The sequence below is a fragment of the Cellvibrio sp. genome (assembly GCF_053579595.1).
The window spans coordinates 1-15,679 of record NZ_JBRFPI010000062.1; the positions used below are offsets into that span (position 1 = coordinate 1).

Consider the following 15,679-nt stretch of genomic DNA (forward strand, 5'->3'; position numbering starts at 1 on the left):
CAAATCGAACCGCACGTTTACATTGCTGATTTGTTTGACGCGATTGCGCGTTTCAATACCATCGTGATCGATTTTGACCGCGATGTGTGGGGTTATATTTCCCTCGGTTACTTCAAACAAAAAACCATCGCCGGTGAAGTGGGATCATCCACTATGCCGCATAAAGTGAACCCGATCGATTTTGAAAACTCCGAAGGTAACCTCGGAATCGCCAATGCGATTTTCACCCATCTTGCACAAAAATTGCCAATTTCCCGCTGGCAGCGCGACCTGACCGACTCAACTGTATTGCGTAATATGGGTGTTGGTTTTGGTTACGGCATGATTGCTTACGCATCCACCTTAAAAGGTATGAGCAAATTAGAAATCAACCGTGCGCGTCTCGCGGAAGATTTGAATAATTCATGGGAAGTATTGGCCGAGCCAATCCAAACCATTATGCGCCGCTACAACGTCGCTGAACCTTATGAGAAATTAAAAGCGCTGACTCGTGGCCAGACCATCAACCGCGAAGTGCTCGCCGCATTTGTAGAAACATTGGATATCCCCGAACACGCCAAACAAACCATGCGCGATTTAACGCCCGCCAATTACATTGGCAATGCGGTAGATCAAGCCAAGGCGATCTAAACCGTGAAAAAATAAAGGGCTCTTCAAGAGCCCTTTCTTATTTTGATTCCCATTTTATTTTCAGGTAATAAAAATGACCGCACCACTCACCCATCTTGGCGATATGCCCATTGAAGAATTTCTGCGCGATTACTGGCAAAAAAAGCCGCTGCTTATCCGCAATGCATTTCCCGGTTTTGAATCTCCACTTTCGCCCGATGAGCTAGCGGGCTTGGCATTGGAGGAGGAAGTGGAATCGCGCATCGTTTTGGAAAATGGAGCGACACCCTGGGAGTTACGCAACGGTCCGTTCGATGAAAAAACGTTCGAGACATTACCGGAAAGTCATTGGACATTATTAGTTCAGGCAGCCGATCAATATGTACCGGAAGTAAACCAAATGCTCGATGCATTTCGATTTATTCCCAACTGGCGTCTGGATGACATCATGATCAGCTACGCACCGGATAAAGGCGGTGTCGGCCCACACTTTGATTATTACGATGTATTTTTGCTGCAAGGTTTGGGGAAACGTCACTGGAAAATCGGTCAGATGTGCGATAACAATTCACCGCGCGTGGAAGGCACCCGCTTAAAAATCCTGAGTGAATTCCACACCACGGATGAATGGGTAGTTGAACCCGGCGATATGCTCTACATTCCGCCTGGTATTGCCCACTGGGGTAATGCACAAGGCGATGACTGCATGACCTACTCAATCGGTTTCCGCGCACCCAGCCATGCAGATATTATTTCAGAAGTCGGCCAGGAAGTTGCACTATCAATTGCCGATGATTTGCGATTTAGCGATCCGGATTTGCAACTGCAAAATAACCCTGGCGAGATTGGTGCAGAGGCCATCGCACAGGTACAGAAAATTCTGCAACAGCATTTAACCGCAGAAAATATTGCCCACTGGTTCGGAAAATTTATGACCGAACGCAAATATTTGGATCACACCGACGAAGAGCCGATGGATATAGATGCGGATGAATGGCAATCAGCTCTCGCTGATGGCGAATTGCTCTGGCGCCACCCCTCAGCTCGCCTCGCCTTTCATAGCGACACCAAAGGTACGCTACTATTTGCCGATGGCGAAGCAATTTGCTGTTCGCGCGAACTGGCTGAGCTAGTGTGTAAAGAAGTGGAGATTAGTTGGCGCGAACTCAAAGAGCTAGTGCAAGATCCACAGAATCGCGCGGCGATTACCCAACTGGTCAATCAGGAAACCTTATTGGTCGATGAATAGCATGCAGATCACAATTATTCCCACCAGCTGGCAGCAACATCAAGCAGATTTAATTCAAATCCGTACCGATGTTTTTATGCACGAGCAACAGGTTTGTGCAGCAGATGAGTGGGATGGATTGGATGAGCAAGCGATGCATTTTTTAGCCTTATCAGCAACTGGCGAGGCCATAGGTTGTGCCCGATTATTGCACGAGACATCGGGCGAAAATGCTCTGTATCACATTGGTCGAGTTGCCATTCTCGAATCTTTTCGCAACCAAGGTATTGGCCATCAATTGATGCAGTTTGTAATCGCTTATTGCAAAAAAACAACGCCCGCGAATCACATTTATTTACACGCGCAGACTGAACGTCGGCACTTCTATGAAAGGCTTGGATTTATCGCACAAGGTGCTGAATTTATGGATGCGGGAATACCTCATATCAGTATGCATTTAGCATATTAAAGGAGTAACCAGATGGCTGAACAATCGTCAGCAAGTGAAACGCTGTGGCTACTGGATGGAATTTCGGATTTTCGCACTCATAGCGAACAATTGATCACCCAAAGTCGCCGTTCAATCGCCATTCTCACACGCGACCTGGATGCACTTGTCTACGCTACACCAGAATGCGTACAACACTTATCAGATTTTGTGCGCTCCAGTCGCAACGCACAAGTGCAAATATTGATTAAAGATACCAAACCCGCGATCGCAACCGGGCATTTACTTGTAAAGCTTGCCCAGCGGCTTTCATCCAAAATTCTAGTGCGTAAAATGACTGTTGAACCCAACAATAAAGAAATGGGTTTTATGTTGGGTGATACTAACAAGCTACTCTATAAAAACGATGATGCACTGCATCGCGGTTTTTTCAATAGTGCCGCCGCCAGTGAGATAAAGTCCTTGCGCGAAGAATTTAATTACCTATGGGAATACGGCGAGCTTGAGCCTGAATTTCAGGTACTGCACGTTTAAGCTACACACCTTCCCCCCGGTAATACCCATAAAAACTGTTGCTAAACTTCACAACGCGTAAAAAAAGCAGTTTTTGCCGGAAAAGCAGCATATTTTTTGTTGCCGATTACTTTTTTATCCTATATATATAGCGTCAATCCGCGTTTAGAGCCGTTTGAGCCTACAAATGCAGGGCTTTTTGTTATAAAAGTTGTTGGACGAGTATTGCCAGGATCAACCAGACTCTGCAATTCACGTTGTTGCTATACGTAGTCACTATAGTTAGTTACTACGCTATTATTACACGAGCATCTTTGTTCAAAAGATAAGCATACCCACTCATCAATAAATAGAAGGAAACCAATATGGCCGCCAAAAAACCTGCTGCCCCTAAAGCTGCTCCAGCTAAAAAAGCACCTGCTGCTAAAGCTGCTGCCCCTAAAGCCGCACCAAAAGCTGCCGCTAAAAAAGCACCAGCACCAAAAGCCGCTGCTAAAAAAGCACCTGCTGTTAAAGCTGCTCCAGCAGTTGTTAAGCCAATTGCTGAACGCCAAAACAAAACCCAAATGCTGCAACAAATTGCTGATTCAACCGAGTTGAGCAAAAAACAAGTTCAAGCCGTATTGGACGAGCTGACCAACATTATTGAAGGCCACATCAAGAAAAAAGGCGTAGGAGAATTCGTATTCCCTGGCCTGCTGAAAATTACCACCGTTAAAAAGCCAGCCACTAAAGCACGAAAAGGTATCAACCCGTTCACTGGCGAAGAAGTTATGTTCAAAGCTAAACCAGCGAGCACCTCTGTGAAAGTGCGCCCGTTGAAAAAACTGAAAGAAATGGCCGTTTAAATACTCACAGCTTCTTGCGCAAAAAGCCCCGCAACTGCGGGGCTTTTTATTGATATTTAAATCAACCTATAAAACCCTGAACCCTTCGCCCACCAGAGCATTTTGCAAGCGCTTGATGCGCTCAGCAAACTCATCCGCCGTGTATTCTTTTGCGGGGAGCTTACCCCAAATCGGTTGTGGCCATGCCGGGTCGTCGGTAAAGCGGGCAATATGATGAATATGGAGCTGGCGCACCACATTGCCAAGTGCCGCCACATTCATTTTGTCGGCATCAAACACGCTGGTCATCACCTCTGACAAACGACAAGACTCCCGAATCAACTGCAGCTGCTCATCTTCTGCCAAGTGATGTATCTCATACACGTCCTCGCGCTTGGGCACCAAAATGCACCAGGGATAATTAGCATCACGGCTTAGCAGCAGTAGCGATAAATCAAATTCACCGATAACGATAGAGTCTTGGGCAAGACGAGGATGAAGTTCAAACATGGTGCCTTCCTTCTTTTATTTGACAAGAGATAGACACTGGAGCACCCGAGGCGCTATACCAATATCTCCAACCGCCGTAGAATAAGCGGCTTTGAAACCCATTATAGCTACCAAGAAGTCATAACTATGCGTTCCAGCCGATTTTTAATTGCCACACTTAAAGAAACACCTTCAGATGCGGAAGTTATCAGCCATCAATTGATGCTGCGCGCGGGCATGATCCGCAAAATGGCCTCAGGCCTTTATAACTGGTTGCCGATGGGTTTGCGCGTACTGCGTAAAGTCGAAAAAATTGTACGCGAAGAAATGAATAAATCCGGCGCGATGGAAGTGTTGATGCCGGTAGTACAACCCGCAGAATTATGGGAAGAGTCGGGTCGCTGGCAGCAATACGGCCCGGAGTTACTGCGCATGACTGATCGCCATGAGCGCCCTTTTTGCCTCGGCCCAACCCACGAGGAAGTGATTACCGATTTGATCCGCAATGAGATCAGAAGCTACAAGCAATTACCGGCGAACTTTTACCAAATCCAAACTAAATTCCGCGACGAAATTCGTCCTCGTTTTGGCGTAATGCGCTCGCGTGAATTTATCATGAAGGATGCTTATTCCTTCCACACCAGCACTGAGTCGCTGCAAGAAACTTACGATGTGATGCATGCGACCTACTGCAATATCTTCACCCGCTTGGGATTGCAATTCCGCCCGGTATTGGCCGATACCGGCTCAATCGGTGGCGCCTTCTCCCATGAATTCCATGTATTGGCCGACAGTGGTGAGGACGATATTGCGTTCAGTAATGCCAGCGACTACGCCGCCAATATCGAAAAAGCCGAAGCTCTGCCACCTTCGACACCACGCACCGCTGCACAACACGTGATGCAGGAAGTCGCAACCCCAGGCAAACACAGTATCGATGAAGTCTGTGAGTTCCTGAAAGTCAGCCCGCAACAAACGGTAAAAACCCTGATCGTGCTGGGTGAAGTACGCGAAGATAAAACTCAGCCGCTGGTAGCGCTGGTATTACGTGGCGACCACGAACTCAATGAGATCAAAGCAGAGAAATTAACCGGTATCGCATCGCCGTTGACCTTCGCACCTGAAGCGCGCATCAAAGCGGAGTTGGGTGTTGGCGTAGGTTCACTGGGTCCAGTCGGTCTGAAGATCGCCGTGATTGTTGACCACTCCGCTGCGCACCTCTCGGATTTTGTCTGCGGTGCCAATAAAGATGGTTTCCATCTGACTGGTGTGAATTGGGAGCGCGATGCAAGCGCTCCATTGGTGGCCGATATCCGCAATGTAGTGACCGGTGACCCAAGCCCTTGCGGCAAGGGAACGCTGGAAATTAAACGCGGCATTGAAGTGGGCCATATATTCCAGCTCGGCACCAAATATTCTGAAGCGATGAAAGCCAAAGTGTTGGATGTTAACGGCAAAGAGCAAACCATGATTATGGGTTGCTATGGTATTGGCGTAACTCGCGTTGTCGCCTCGGCCATTGAACAGAATTTTGATGAAAACGGTATTATCTGGGCAGATTCCATTGCACCTTTCCATATCGCCATAGTGCCGATCAACATGCAGAAATCCCCAGCTGTTGCCGCCAAATGCGAAGAGCTTTATACGCAACTGCAAGAGGCAGGCTTGGATGTCTTGTTGATGGATGAAGACAAGGCACGTCTCGGAACCATGCTGGCAGATACCGACCTGATGGGTATCCCACATCGCATTGTGATTGGCGATCGCGGGCTGGAGGCAGGTAGCATCGAATACAAAGGGCGTCGTGATGCGGAGAAACAGGAAATTCCGGTAAACGATATTGTGAACTTCCTGAAAGCCACTGTGAAAGTGTAAACCCACCTTGTCTTTGCCCCCTCGAATTATCGAGGGGGCACTTCGTCATCCCAGCCCCCAGATAGAATCCACAATAGCTTCCACTAGCGCACATTTCTCTTCTGAAGTGAAAAGTCGTACTTATTTTTTCTCCGCCATCCACTTCGACAAGAATTCCCGAAATCTCAGTGCTCAAACCTTGTGTGTTTTGGTCGCAATAAATTGTTGTGCAAAGTCCGCTTATTGTGTGCACTCACGCATAAAAAATCGGCTTTTTGTACCACTTCATAAAGTGGCATTCGCTTAAAAAAAATCGAACTTCTCCAGAAGAATTCCCACTTTAATTATTAACTGGCACCTTTAAAACGCTGTGACGCAGGTTGCAACGCCCCTTCAAGCATGAGTGTTAACTTGGCCTCGCTGTACGCATGGTTGTATTGTTTTTTTAAGCTGATATCACGATAAAAATATTCCATGCCTCCCTAAAAATTCGACTTACCCGATCAATGGGCGATCGGGATATCGAATTTATTTCGCATTGATAGACTCATCACACAATAATTGAGAGGAAATGCAATGAACTTTCATCGCGTAAAAAATACCGCCAGGCATTTGTTGTTTGCCGGCATCACTAGCTGTGCACTTGCTAGCACCGCACAAGCGGCCACCGTTGATTTACTGGTCCTTTACGATAACTTCACCAAAAACTATTTTGGTGGCGACCCACAAACTGCAATGAACAGTTGGGTCAATCAAATGAATGCGGCTTATGCCGACAGTCAGATCGACGTGCAACTACGTTTGGTCGGTGTGCGTGAAATGGAGCAAGCGGGCGCCGACATGGGTGCGGTATTGGGCAACCTCCGCCTTAACAGTGCCGCCATTGCCCTGCGCGATCAATTGGGAGCAGACTTTGTATCCCAACTTCACCAAAAAGGCGCTTGTGGTGTTGGCTACGTGGCTGTCGATAAAAACTGGACATGGAACGTTACAGCACCGGGTTGCGGCCCTATCGTCATGGCGCATGAGCTGGGACACAACATGGGATTGAATCACTCCCGCAAACAGGGTGACCAATCAGGTGCACGCTTCCGTTATGGTGTTGGTTACGGGGTGGATAACGTATTCGTCGATATCATGGCCTACGAAGGCGTATTTAATACTACGCGCGTCAATCGTTTCTCCAACCCCAATCTCACCTGCCGCGGACTACCCTGTGGTATAGCCGTGGGACAAGCCAATGAAGCTTACGGCGCACTGGCTATTCACAATGTCCGCGACGAAATTGCAGGCTTCCGCCCAACCGCAGGTGCTTCTGGTCCGGTACAAGTTTCACAGCATTGCGACTACGGTGGCTACAACGTTGGCTTACCAGTTGGCAGGTACACACTGGGTCAATTGCAAGCACGCGGCATTATCAACGATGATATTTCATCGCTCCGCGTTCAAGCGGGTCACAGTATTACGCTCTATCAAAATGACAATTTCAGCGGCAACTCTATCACTAAAACCGGTGACGATAACTGCCTGGTGAATGAAGGATTTAACGATACTGCCAGTTCGATTGTCGTGACGGCGAGCGGCGGCGTTAATATTTTGATCCAGGCTGAAAATTATTTTGCTAACAACGGTGTGCAAACTGAAGCTACTACCGATACCGGCGGCGGTCAAAATGTGGGTTGGATTGAGGCAAATGATTGGATGGCTTACAGCAATATCACCATTCCAACGACCGGCACCTACACAATTGAATACCGTGTTGCGAGCCCGAGTGGCGGCAGACTCTCAGCCGATTTAAATGGGGGTGGAATTCTGTTGGGTGAAGTAGCCATACCGGCAACCGGCGGTTGGCAAAATTGGACCACCGTTACACAAACCGTCAATATGAATGCAGGCACTTATAATTTTGGCGTGTTTGCCAAAACTGGTGGATGGAATATTAACTGGATTCGTATTAAGCGCTAACGCAAGCTTGTACACGTGGAATTGGCATCGATTCCTGATGCCTATTCCGCGATTTATATTCTCACCAAAACAATAATGAGCGAGAGAGTTATGCAAACCCAACGACATTTTTGGCTAAAAACAGTAATTGCTGGCGGGATTGTAATGGGCGTCGTGTATTTTTTTGCCCAACCGTCAAAAGATGCGTCGACAAATATTATCGACCCGGCGGTAACCCTACAAAAATCGTCCCCCAGTGTTGTTGATGATAATAGTCAGTTAAATAATCAACGCACAGCACAGAATTCCTCAAGTACATCATCAGCGGATGAACAGGCAATCGCACCCGAATTACAAGAGCGCTTGGCGGCTATGCAACAACGCAGGCCTAATCAGCAATTTTCCAATAGTGAAGTTGCCGCCGCAGTCAATCGCACTAGCAGTTGGACGCCAACGGACGACATTCCCCGCGAACTGCCATTGCAGCCAGAAGAATTTACCGATGGCCGTCAATTTATCGAATTGGATAGTTTAAAAATTGAAACATTAATGCCCGGTGACCAGGTCAATGTCCGCGTAGATGAAAATGCCAAAGATTATAAAGTGACTATCGATAAAGTAGAGAAGCACGATTACAACAGCATCAGCTGGCACGGCCACATTCAAGGTGATGACGGACAAAAATACAGTGTAAGTTTTACGCCCGGACAACAATTAACCGTGGGCCGTTTCGACACGCCGGATGGTCACTACGTTATCCAAGCACATGGCAATAAAGGTTGGGTTGCGTCGAGCCAATTGTTGTTTAAAGCAGACACATCAGTGAGCGACGCTATACATCCGGCCGATGTAGATCCCAACTACGCTAACAACCAAGGTACACCGCATAACCATTAATGATGTGAAAAAATATCGGCTCTTGCATATAGAGCCGATACACATTATCGGGACGGCACTTTCAGAAATTCAGCCGGTGATAAAGCGCGCCTGGTGATTCGCGCTTGCGCAATATCCCCTTTAAACCAATGCACTTGATTCATGCGCGCGCCAATCGACGTTTTGGCATTGCTGGCAATCGGCAAATAGTCCACCTGCCCTACCAACTCTTGCTGTCCGTTTACGTAGGAAACAAACTCGCGATTTTTAAACGTTATCGCTGCGTGCGCCCACTCCCCAATGGGATGAACTTTGGTTGGGTCAATCAACATAAATTGCGATTTTTCCGATTTGATATACGCATCCAAATACCACTGCTTTTTATCATTCAATCGCAATTCGATTGTGACGCGACGATTCGGATTGTCGCGCGATTCAATATGAAAAAAACGCGGTTCAAGATTATTCGGGTAAGCATCCGCCGGATTGAAAATAATCTCGATGGTAAATTCGTTCGCATCACCCAAAGGATTTGCATCCACCAACAACCGGTCGCCATCACCATCAAAACGCACCGCAGCGCCCAGAGCGGTATTCACAACTTGAGGATTTCCCAAGACCTCGGCCGACGCACCGCCAATCCGACTTAGCGAATTGATATTCCATACTGAAGAATCAGTCGATACTCCCACTGGCGCAGCACAGGCAACCAACACCAGTGTGGCGGGAAGCAGTAATAATTTCATAGTCGCTTGCAACTTATTCATCATCAGCTCCGGTGTAACGGGCTTGGTCTTGCAACAACTCACGCTCTACATCACCGGGTGAACCTGTATTGCGCGCGAGTAAACTGTAGGCCACAGGAACTAAAAAGAGTGTAAGAAAAGTTGCGACCAGCACACCGGAAATGACTACCACACCGATAACGAAACGTGTTTCTGAACCAGCACCAGACGAAATCACCAACGGAATAGCGCCCGCAACTGCAGTAAGGCTGGTCATTAAAATTGGACGCAAACGCGCAGAGGATGCCTCCAACAATGCCTCGGTAAATTCCACACCTCGATCTCGCAGTTGGTTGGCGAATTCCACAATAAGAATGCCATTTTTTGCGGCCAACCCTATTAGCATCAACAAACCAATTTGCGAGTAGAGATTGAAACTACTGCCCGTTAAATAAAGCCCCAGCATTCCACCCAGTATCGCTAGCGGCACGGTGAGCATAATTACAAACGGGTGTACGTAGCTTTCAAACTGGGCTGCCAGTACTAAAAAGGTAATTAATATTCCCAGCAAGAAAATAAACATGATCGAACTGCCAGCCGTTTGGAAATCGCGTGACAGGCCTTTGTAATCCACAACAGCGGTCGATGGCAGATGCTCGCGCACCAAACCGTTGAGATGATTAAGCGCATCACCCAAGGCAAGTCCATCAGCAAGGTTAGCTTCGATGGTGAGCGAACGCATACGGTTATAACGATTCAAGCGGCTGGCATCGGCTACCTCCTTCAAGGTAACCAGATTCGACAATGGAATTAATTCGCCTGAACGCTCCGACCGGACATACATGTTTTGCAAACTAGTCGTTGTCCGCTGCTCATCGCGCTCGCCCTGCATAATCACATCGTATTCTTCGCCGTCATCAATGTAAGTGGTTGCACGACGCGACCCCAACATAGCTTCAAGCGTACGACCGATATTATTTACGCTCACGCCCAAATCTGCAGCGCGATTGGTATCAATCAGCACCTCGACTTGCGGTTTGGTTTCTTTGTAATCCCAATCGATACCCGTTAAGCCTGGATTATTTTTTTCCAGTTTCTCTAATAAGATATCGCGCCATTTAGCCAACTCCTCGTAGGTGCCTCCTCCCAAAACAAATTGCACGGGTTTAGTCGCCTGCGAACCAAAGCCTTGGCGCATTACAGGCGCTGCGGTTACACCGGGTAAATCCGCAAGCTTTTGACGAATTTCATCCATCACCACAAATGCACCGCGGCGCTCGCTCCAATCATTCATCACCGCGATAATCATGCCCGAGTTAAAACTTTCTATCGCACCAAAACCGCGTGGAGCACGTACCATTAACCCATCGATTTCTCCCGCCTCTACATATTTCATCATACGGCTTTCAATTTCGGTCATGTACTCTTCCATGTAGGCGTAACTGGCACCCTCAGGGCCATTCACCATCACAAAAAAAGTACCGCGATCCTCACGTGGCGCGTATTCGGAGGGAATTTGTTGGGCAAGAAAAAACGTACCCAACAATAATAATGCGAAACTTACAATGATTAATTTTGCACGGCGCAAACAAGCGCGGATGGCATGCTGATAGCGCAGGCGCAGGCGCAACATTCCCCGCTCAATCGATGCAACAAAGTTATTTTTATTTTCATTGCGCACCAGCATTTTGGAGGCGAGCATGGGCGAAAGCGTGAGTGCAATTAATGCTGAGAAGCCGACTGCAGCAGCCATGGTGATGGCAAACTCGGAAAACAAACGTCCTATGTCGCCCTTTAAAAATACAATCGGAACAAATATCGCAATCAAGACTAAAGTTGTGGCGATAACGGCAAACCCTACTTCGCGTGCACCATCATAGGCAGCATGCAGTGGCGTTTTACCTTTCTCTTCTATGTGGCGCACGATATTTTCCAGCACTACGATCGCATCATCAACAACCAATCCAATAGCAAGCACCAGAGCTAATAACGTCAACATGTTAACTGAAAAACCCATTACAGCAAGTACCGTAAAGGTGGCAATAATAGACACGGGCACTGCAACGGCTGGCACTAACATCGCTCGAACGCTGCCAAGAAACAGGTAAATCACCAACACCACTAACGCAATAGCAATACTGAGGGTAATATAGACCTCGTGAATAGCGCGCTCAATAAATACAGAGCTGTCATAGCTGTCCTCAAGGCGCATTCCATCGGGTAAAATCGCATTAATTTTATCGCGCTCGGCCTTTGCACCACGCGCCACATCAATTGTATTGGCGGTAGATTGTTTGACAATACCGATACCGACTTGAGTAACGCCATTACCGCGAAATAACGTACGGTCCTCCTCGGTACCCTTTTCTACTTTGGCAACATCACCCAAGCGAATTAGATGGCCATCGTCACCGCGCTTAATAACCAGCTGACTAAATTCATCGACCGTACGATAGGAGCGAGCCATTCGCACAGTAAATTGCCGCTCAAGAGACTCAATGCTACCTGCTGGCAATTCGACATTTTCTGCCCGCAGTGCTGCTTCCACGTCATTTACTGTGAGATTACGCGCCGCAAGTTCACGTCGATCCAACCACAACCGCATGGCGTAACGCATCTCACCACCAATGCGGACACGCGCCACGCCATCAATAACCGAAAAACGATCAATTAGATAACGCTGCGCATAATCGGAAAGTTCCGGCATCGTCATATTTTCGCCAGCAAAATTAAACCAGATGATTACATCTTCATCTGAGCTGACTTTTTGAACTTCAGGCGGATCGGCTTCGACAGGTAAATTGCCCAGGGCGCCATTCACACGATCACGAATGTCGTTAGCGGCAGAGTCCATATCCTGTCCGGTATCAAACTGCACCACTATATTGGAGATACCATTTTCGCTAGAGGACTCAATAAAACGAATGCCCTCTACGCCAGAGATACGATCTTCAATCACCTTGGTAATTCGTGTTTCAACAATACTCGCTGCCGCACCGGGATAATTGGTGCGAATAGAAACAACGGGCGGATCAATATTGGGATACTCACGCAGAGTCAGGCGATCAAACGCCACTATGCCGAATGCAATTAGTAAAATTGAAATTACGGAAGCAAATACCGGTCGCTTGATGGAAATATCCGAGAGCATCATTGCAAGTTACCCTCAGTTATTTTTTGGTTTAATCAAATCGGATAAGTGTGTACTTTCTCCGACTTGATCCACAGCAGGTTTTTCTTCAGCCATTACCTTTACTTTTTGACCAGGGCGCACTTTTTGTAAACCATGAGTGACCAACTTATCGCCCAAGCTCAAACCACTTAGTACCTCCACGGATCCCGCAAGACGCTCGCCAATAGTTATCTGGCGACGCTCAACCGTGCCACTCGCCTCATTAAACACGAATACAAAATTATTACTGCCAAGTGGAACCAAAGCAGACTCAGAAATAACCAGCGCATCACGCGATGCCGCTTTTAAATCGACCAACATCAACATACCCTGCTTTAATTCGTGATTTTTATTGTCCAGCAACGCACGCACTTTAATTGAACGAGTCACTTCATCGATTTGGTTATCAATGCTAAAAACTTCTCCTTCAAAAACCTTGTTGCCTAGGTCACGGCTCTTTGCAACAATCGGCAAACCCGCCGACAAGCTGCGCAAATAAACTCCAGGTACAGTGAAATCAAGTTTCATTTTTGAATCGTCATTCAAAGTGGTAATTCGGTCTCCAGGCGAAACCAATGCACCGACACTCACTTCGCGCAAACCAACCACACCTGAGAAAGGCGCTAACAACACCAAATCTTTCAAGCGCGATTCAGTCGCATTGTAGCGCGCGCGCGCAGACTCAAATTCACGCACACGTTGATCCAGCAGCGACTGGGAAGCGGCGCCGCGTTTAGCCAACTCTTGCACACGGTCGAGTTGTTTTTTGGCCTCATCGGCGTTAAAGCGCGCCTCTTCTAACAGTGCTGATTCTTCTCGTCTCGTCATCTCCACCAGTACCTGACCTTTTTCAACGCGCTGGCCGTCCTCAAAGTTAATCCGCGTCACTTTCTTCGTATCATTAGGGGTCAGCGTAATCGCCTCGTTTGCGCGCAGAGTCCCGAGTGCTTCAATAGTGGTTGTCAAACTCTTGATGCTCGCAGCTTGTACGATGACCTCAACAGGCTTATCTGCAGGAGGTTGCGCATAGGCGCTGGCAACAAAAGCAAAGGAGCCAAATACAATGACGCGCAAATTATTCAATAAGCATTGCGAACCGCGTAGCGAAACATGCGGATGTGGATTCATAAGATCTCCCTGGAAATAAAGCATCGCCATTATTCAAGTGATTTTGCGGCGCTGCCAAAGAAAATAAGTAACACGGCTGTTTGATGTTGCAGCCTATTACGCAAAGATGTTGCTAAAGGATAAACGGCAACCTAGACGTTCCTGCAAGTTTAACATTTGTTTACAAAATCAAACCTTTAGGCGCAATTGTGCAAGAAAAAAAGAACGGCAGCCGGTTATTCACCGCAGCTGCCGTTGCATTATTTTTCATCAGGAGAGAAGAGAATTGATGCTGAGTTGATGCAGTACCGTAAACCGGTCGGCGCTGGCCCATCGGTGAACACATGACCGAGATGGCAATCGCATTTGCGGCAAACCACCTCGGTACGCACCATGTAATGGCTGGTATCCATATTTTCCCGGATTGCCGTTTTATTGACCGGAGCATAAAAGCTTGGCCAACCGCACCCGGCATCAAACTTGGTATCAGCATCAAACAAAAGTTCACCACAGCAGCGGCAGCGATAATCGCCGGCACTGAATTCCTGCCAATACTCGCCAGTAAAGGGGCGCTCGGTGCCCTTTTCACGGCAAATCCGGTACTGCTCAGGGGTTAATTTTTCCCGCCATTCGGCGTCGGTCAGGTTTTCGTTATCAGCCATAAGGATTTCCTTGACAGATCAACCAGTTAAGGTCGATTATTCGAGTGTTTTTCAACCGCAATCACGCACGACCGCAATCAAGGCATCTTACTGCAAATGAACCCGATTAAGAAATCCGACAAACTCAATGGAGTTTGTTATGACATACGTGGCCCGGTATTGGACCACGCTTACCGCCTTGAAGAAGAAGGCCACCGCATTCTGAAACTGAACATTGGCAACCCTGCCCCGTTTGGTTTCTCGGCACCTGATGAAATTATTCAGGATGTCATCCGCAACCTCGCCAATGCCGAAGGTTACACTGCATCCAAAGGTCTGTTTGCCGCGCGCAAAGCCATCATGCACGAATGCCAGCGCTTGGAAGTACCCGGCGTTGAAATCGAAGATATTTTCCTCGGCAATGGCGCGAGCGAATTGATCGTGATGGCCATGCAGGCGCTGTTGAATAATGGCGATGAAGTCCTGGTGCCGGCGCCGGATTATCCGCTTTGGACTGCTGCTGTAAATCTTGCTGGCGGTAAAGCTCGTCATTATTTGTGCGATGAACAATCTGACTGGTTCCCTGACCTCGCCGATATCGAAAGCAAAATCACCGACAAGACCCGCGGCATTGTAGTTATCAACCCCAACAATCCAACCGGTGCGGTTTACAGCCAGGATGTATTGGAAGCGATTGTGGAATTGGCCCGTCGCCACAACCTGATTATTTTTGCGGACGAAATTTATAGCAAAATCCTGTACGACGATGCCGAATTTATCCCTATGGGGAAGTTGGCGCAGGACGTACTCTGTGTGAGTTTCAATGGTCTATCAAAAGCCTACCGTCTGGCAGGTTTCCGTTCCGGCTGGATGGTCATCAGCGGCGCCAAGCATCGTGCGCGCAGTTATATTGAAGGCTTGGAGATGCTCTCCTCCATGCGCCTCTGCGCTAACGTTCCAGCCATGTACGCCGTACAAACGGCATTAGGTGGTTACCAGAGCATTAACGAATTGATTATTCCTGGCGGCCGCCTGCGCGATCAGCGTGATACCGCCTTAAAAGCCATGGCCGATATTCCCGGTTTGTCCTGCGTAAAACCCAAAGGCGCTTTGTACTTGTTCCCAAAATTGGATTTGAACATGTACAAGATCAAAGACGACCAGCAAATGATTCTGGATTTCTTGTTGCAAGAAAAAGTATTGTTGGTTCAGGGCACCGCGTTTAACTGGCCGAACCGCGATCACT

At 47.8% G+C, this 15,679-nt stretch carries 14 protein-coding genes; 9 read left to right on the top strand and 5 right to left on the bottom strand.

The annotated features are described in order from the left end of the window. From ACWA6V_RS05930 to ACWA6V_RS05950, 5 genes are all read left to right on the top strand, one after another. Positions 1–630 (top strand): lyase family protein (locus tag ACWA6V_RS05930; protein ID WP_449521616.1); only part of this gene is annotated, 630 nt, incomplete at its 5' end. Between the two features lie 73 nt (positions 631–703). Continuing rightward, the gene (locus tag ACWA6V_RS05935) at positions 704–1,858 is read left to right on the top strand and encodes a ribosomal protein uL16 3-hydroxylase (protein ID WP_449521617.1); all 1,155 of its coding nucleotides are present in this window, start codon (positions 704–706) and stop codon (positions 1,856–1,858) included. A 1-nt stretch (position 1,859) separates the two neighbouring features. Then, positions 1,860–2,306, top strand: coding sequence for a GNAT family N-acetyltransferase (locus ACWA6V_RS05940; protein ID WP_449521618.1), 447 nt, complete (start codon positions 1,860–1,862; stop codon positions 2,304–2,306). A 12-nt stretch (positions 2,307–2,318) separates the two neighbouring features. Continuing rightward, on the top strand, positions 2,319–2,819 hold the full coding sequence (locus ACWA6V_RS05945) for a DUF7931 domain-containing protein (protein WP_449521619.1): 501 nt from the start codon (positions 2,319–2,321) through the stop codon (positions 2,817–2,819). A 344-nt stretch (positions 2,820–3,163) separates the two neighbouring features. Then, on the top strand, positions 3,164–3,646 hold the full coding sequence (locus ACWA6V_RS05950) for an HU family DNA-binding protein (RefSeq protein WP_310072283.1): 483 nt from the start codon (positions 3,164–3,166) through the stop codon (positions 3,644–3,646). Positions 3,647–3,712: 66 nt separating this feature from the next. Here ACWA6V_RS05950 and ACWA6V_RS05955 read toward each other — a convergent pair whose 3' ends face one another. After that, on the bottom strand, positions 3,713–4,135 hold the full coding sequence (locus ACWA6V_RS05955) for an HIT family protein (RefSeq protein WP_310072281.1): 423 nt from the start codon (positions 4,133–4,135) through the stop codon (positions 3,713–3,715). A gap of 126 nt (positions 4,136–4,261) precedes the next feature. On the opposite strand from ACWA6V_RS05955, the gene ACWA6V_RS05960 reads away from it, so the two are divergent. The 3 genes from ACWA6V_RS05960 (at position 4,262) to ACWA6V_RS05970 (ending at position 8,809) form a co-directional block, all read left to right on the top strand. After that, complete coding sequence (locus ACWA6V_RS05960; protein ID WP_449521620.1) at positions 4,262–5,989, top strand: proline--tRNA ligase; 1,728 nt, start codon at positions 4,262–4,264, stop codon at positions 5,987–5,989. A 555-nt stretch (positions 5,990–6,544) separates the two neighbouring features. Beyond that, positions 6,545–7,933 (top strand): carbohydrate-binding protein, encoded by a 1,389-nt coding sequence (locus tag ACWA6V_RS05965; protein WP_449521621.1) that lies wholly within the window; start codon positions 6,545–6,547, stop codon positions 7,931–7,933. A gap of 90 nt (positions 7,934–8,023) precedes the next feature. Next, positions 8,024–8,809, top strand: coding sequence for a hypothetical protein (locus ACWA6V_RS05970; RefSeq protein ID WP_449521622.1), 786 nt, complete (start codon positions 8,024–8,026; stop codon positions 8,807–8,809). A 44-nt stretch (positions 8,810–8,853) separates the two neighbouring features. Here ACWA6V_RS05970 and ACWA6V_RS05975 read toward each other — a convergent pair whose 3' ends face one another. From ACWA6V_RS05975 to msrB, 4 genes are all read right to left on the bottom strand, one after another. Next, entirely contained in the window at positions 8,854–9,555 is a 702-nt protein-coding gene (locus tag ACWA6V_RS05975) for a LamG domain-containing protein (RefSeq protein ID WP_449521623.1), read from the bottom strand. Then, complete coding sequence (locus ACWA6V_RS05980) at positions 9,548–12,667, bottom strand: efflux RND transporter permease subunit (protein WP_449521624.1); 3,120 nt, start codon at positions 12,665–12,667, stop codon at positions 9,548–9,550. The genes ACWA6V_RS05975 and ACWA6V_RS05980 overlap by 8 nt, the downstream gene beginning before the upstream one ends. 12 nt (positions 12,668–12,679) lie before the next feature. Beyond that, complete coding sequence (locus tag ACWA6V_RS05985) at positions 12,680–13,813, bottom strand: efflux RND transporter periplasmic adaptor subunit (protein ID WP_449521625.1); 1,134 nt, start codon at positions 13,811–13,813, stop codon at positions 12,680–12,682. Between the two features lie 239 nt (positions 13,814–14,052). Then, positions 14,053–14,454: a peptide-methionine (R)-S-oxide reductase MsrB gene (msrB, locus tag ACWA6V_RS05990; RefSeq protein WP_310072266.1), complete on the bottom strand. Its 402-nt coding sequence runs from the start codon at positions 14,452–14,454 to the stop codon at positions 14,053–14,055. Positions 14,455–14,550: 96 nt separating this feature from the next. Here msrB and ACWA6V_RS05995 point away from each other — a divergent pair. Then, positions 14,551–15,679, top strand: a 1,129-nt coding sequence (locus ACWA6V_RS05995; protein WP_449521626.1) for a pyridoxal phosphate-dependent aminotransferase, incomplete at its 3' end; no start/stop codon positions are given.

Excerpts from the sequence above, each read along its gene's own strand:
- ACWA6V_RS05935 (WP_449521617.1), top strand. The coding sequence starts at position 704 with ATGACCGCACCACTCACCCATCTTGGCGATATGCCCATTGAAGAATTT.
- ACWA6V_RS05940 (WP_449521618.1), top strand. The coding sequence starts at position 1,860 with ATGCAGATCACAATTATTCCCACCAGCTGGCAGCAACATCAAGCAGAT.
- ACWA6V_RS05945 (WP_449521619.1), top strand. The coding sequence starts at position 2,319 with ATGGCTGAACAATCGTCAGCAAGTGAAACGCTGTGGCTACTGGATGGA.
- ACWA6V_RS05950 (WP_310072283.1), top strand. The coding sequence starts at position 3,164 with ATGGCCGCCAAAAAACCTGCTGCCCCTAAAGCTGCTCCAGCTAAAAAA.
- ACWA6V_RS05955 (WP_310072281.1), bottom strand. The coding sequence starts at position 4,135 with ATGTTTGAACTTCATCCTCGTCTTGCCCAAGACTCTATCGTTATCGGT.
- ACWA6V_RS05960 (WP_449521620.1), top strand. The coding sequence starts at position 4,262 with ATGCGTTCCAGCCGATTTTTAATTGCCACACTTAAAGAAACACCTTCA.
- ACWA6V_RS05965 (WP_449521621.1), top strand. The coding sequence starts at position 6,545 with ATGAACTTTCATCGCGTAAAAAATACCGCCAGGCATTTGTTGTTTGCC.
- ACWA6V_RS05970 (WP_449521622.1), top strand. The coding sequence starts at position 8,024 with ATGCAAACCCAACGACATTTTTGGCTAAAAACAGTAATTGCTGGCGGG.
- ACWA6V_RS05975 (WP_449521623.1), bottom strand. The coding sequence starts at position 9,555 with ATGAATAAGTTGCAAGCGACTATGAAATTATTACTGCTTCCCGCCACA.
- ACWA6V_RS05980 (WP_449521624.1), bottom strand. The coding sequence starts at position 12,667 with ATGATGCTCTCGGATATTTCCATCAAGCGACCGGTATTTGCTTCCGTA.
- ACWA6V_RS05985 (WP_449521625.1), bottom strand. The coding sequence starts at position 13,813 with ATGAATCCACATCCGCATGTTTCGCTACGCGGTTCGCAATGCTTATTG.
- msrB (WP_310072266.1), bottom strand. The coding sequence starts at position 14,454 with ATGGCTGATAACGAAAACCTGACCGACGCCGAATGGCGGGAAAAATTA.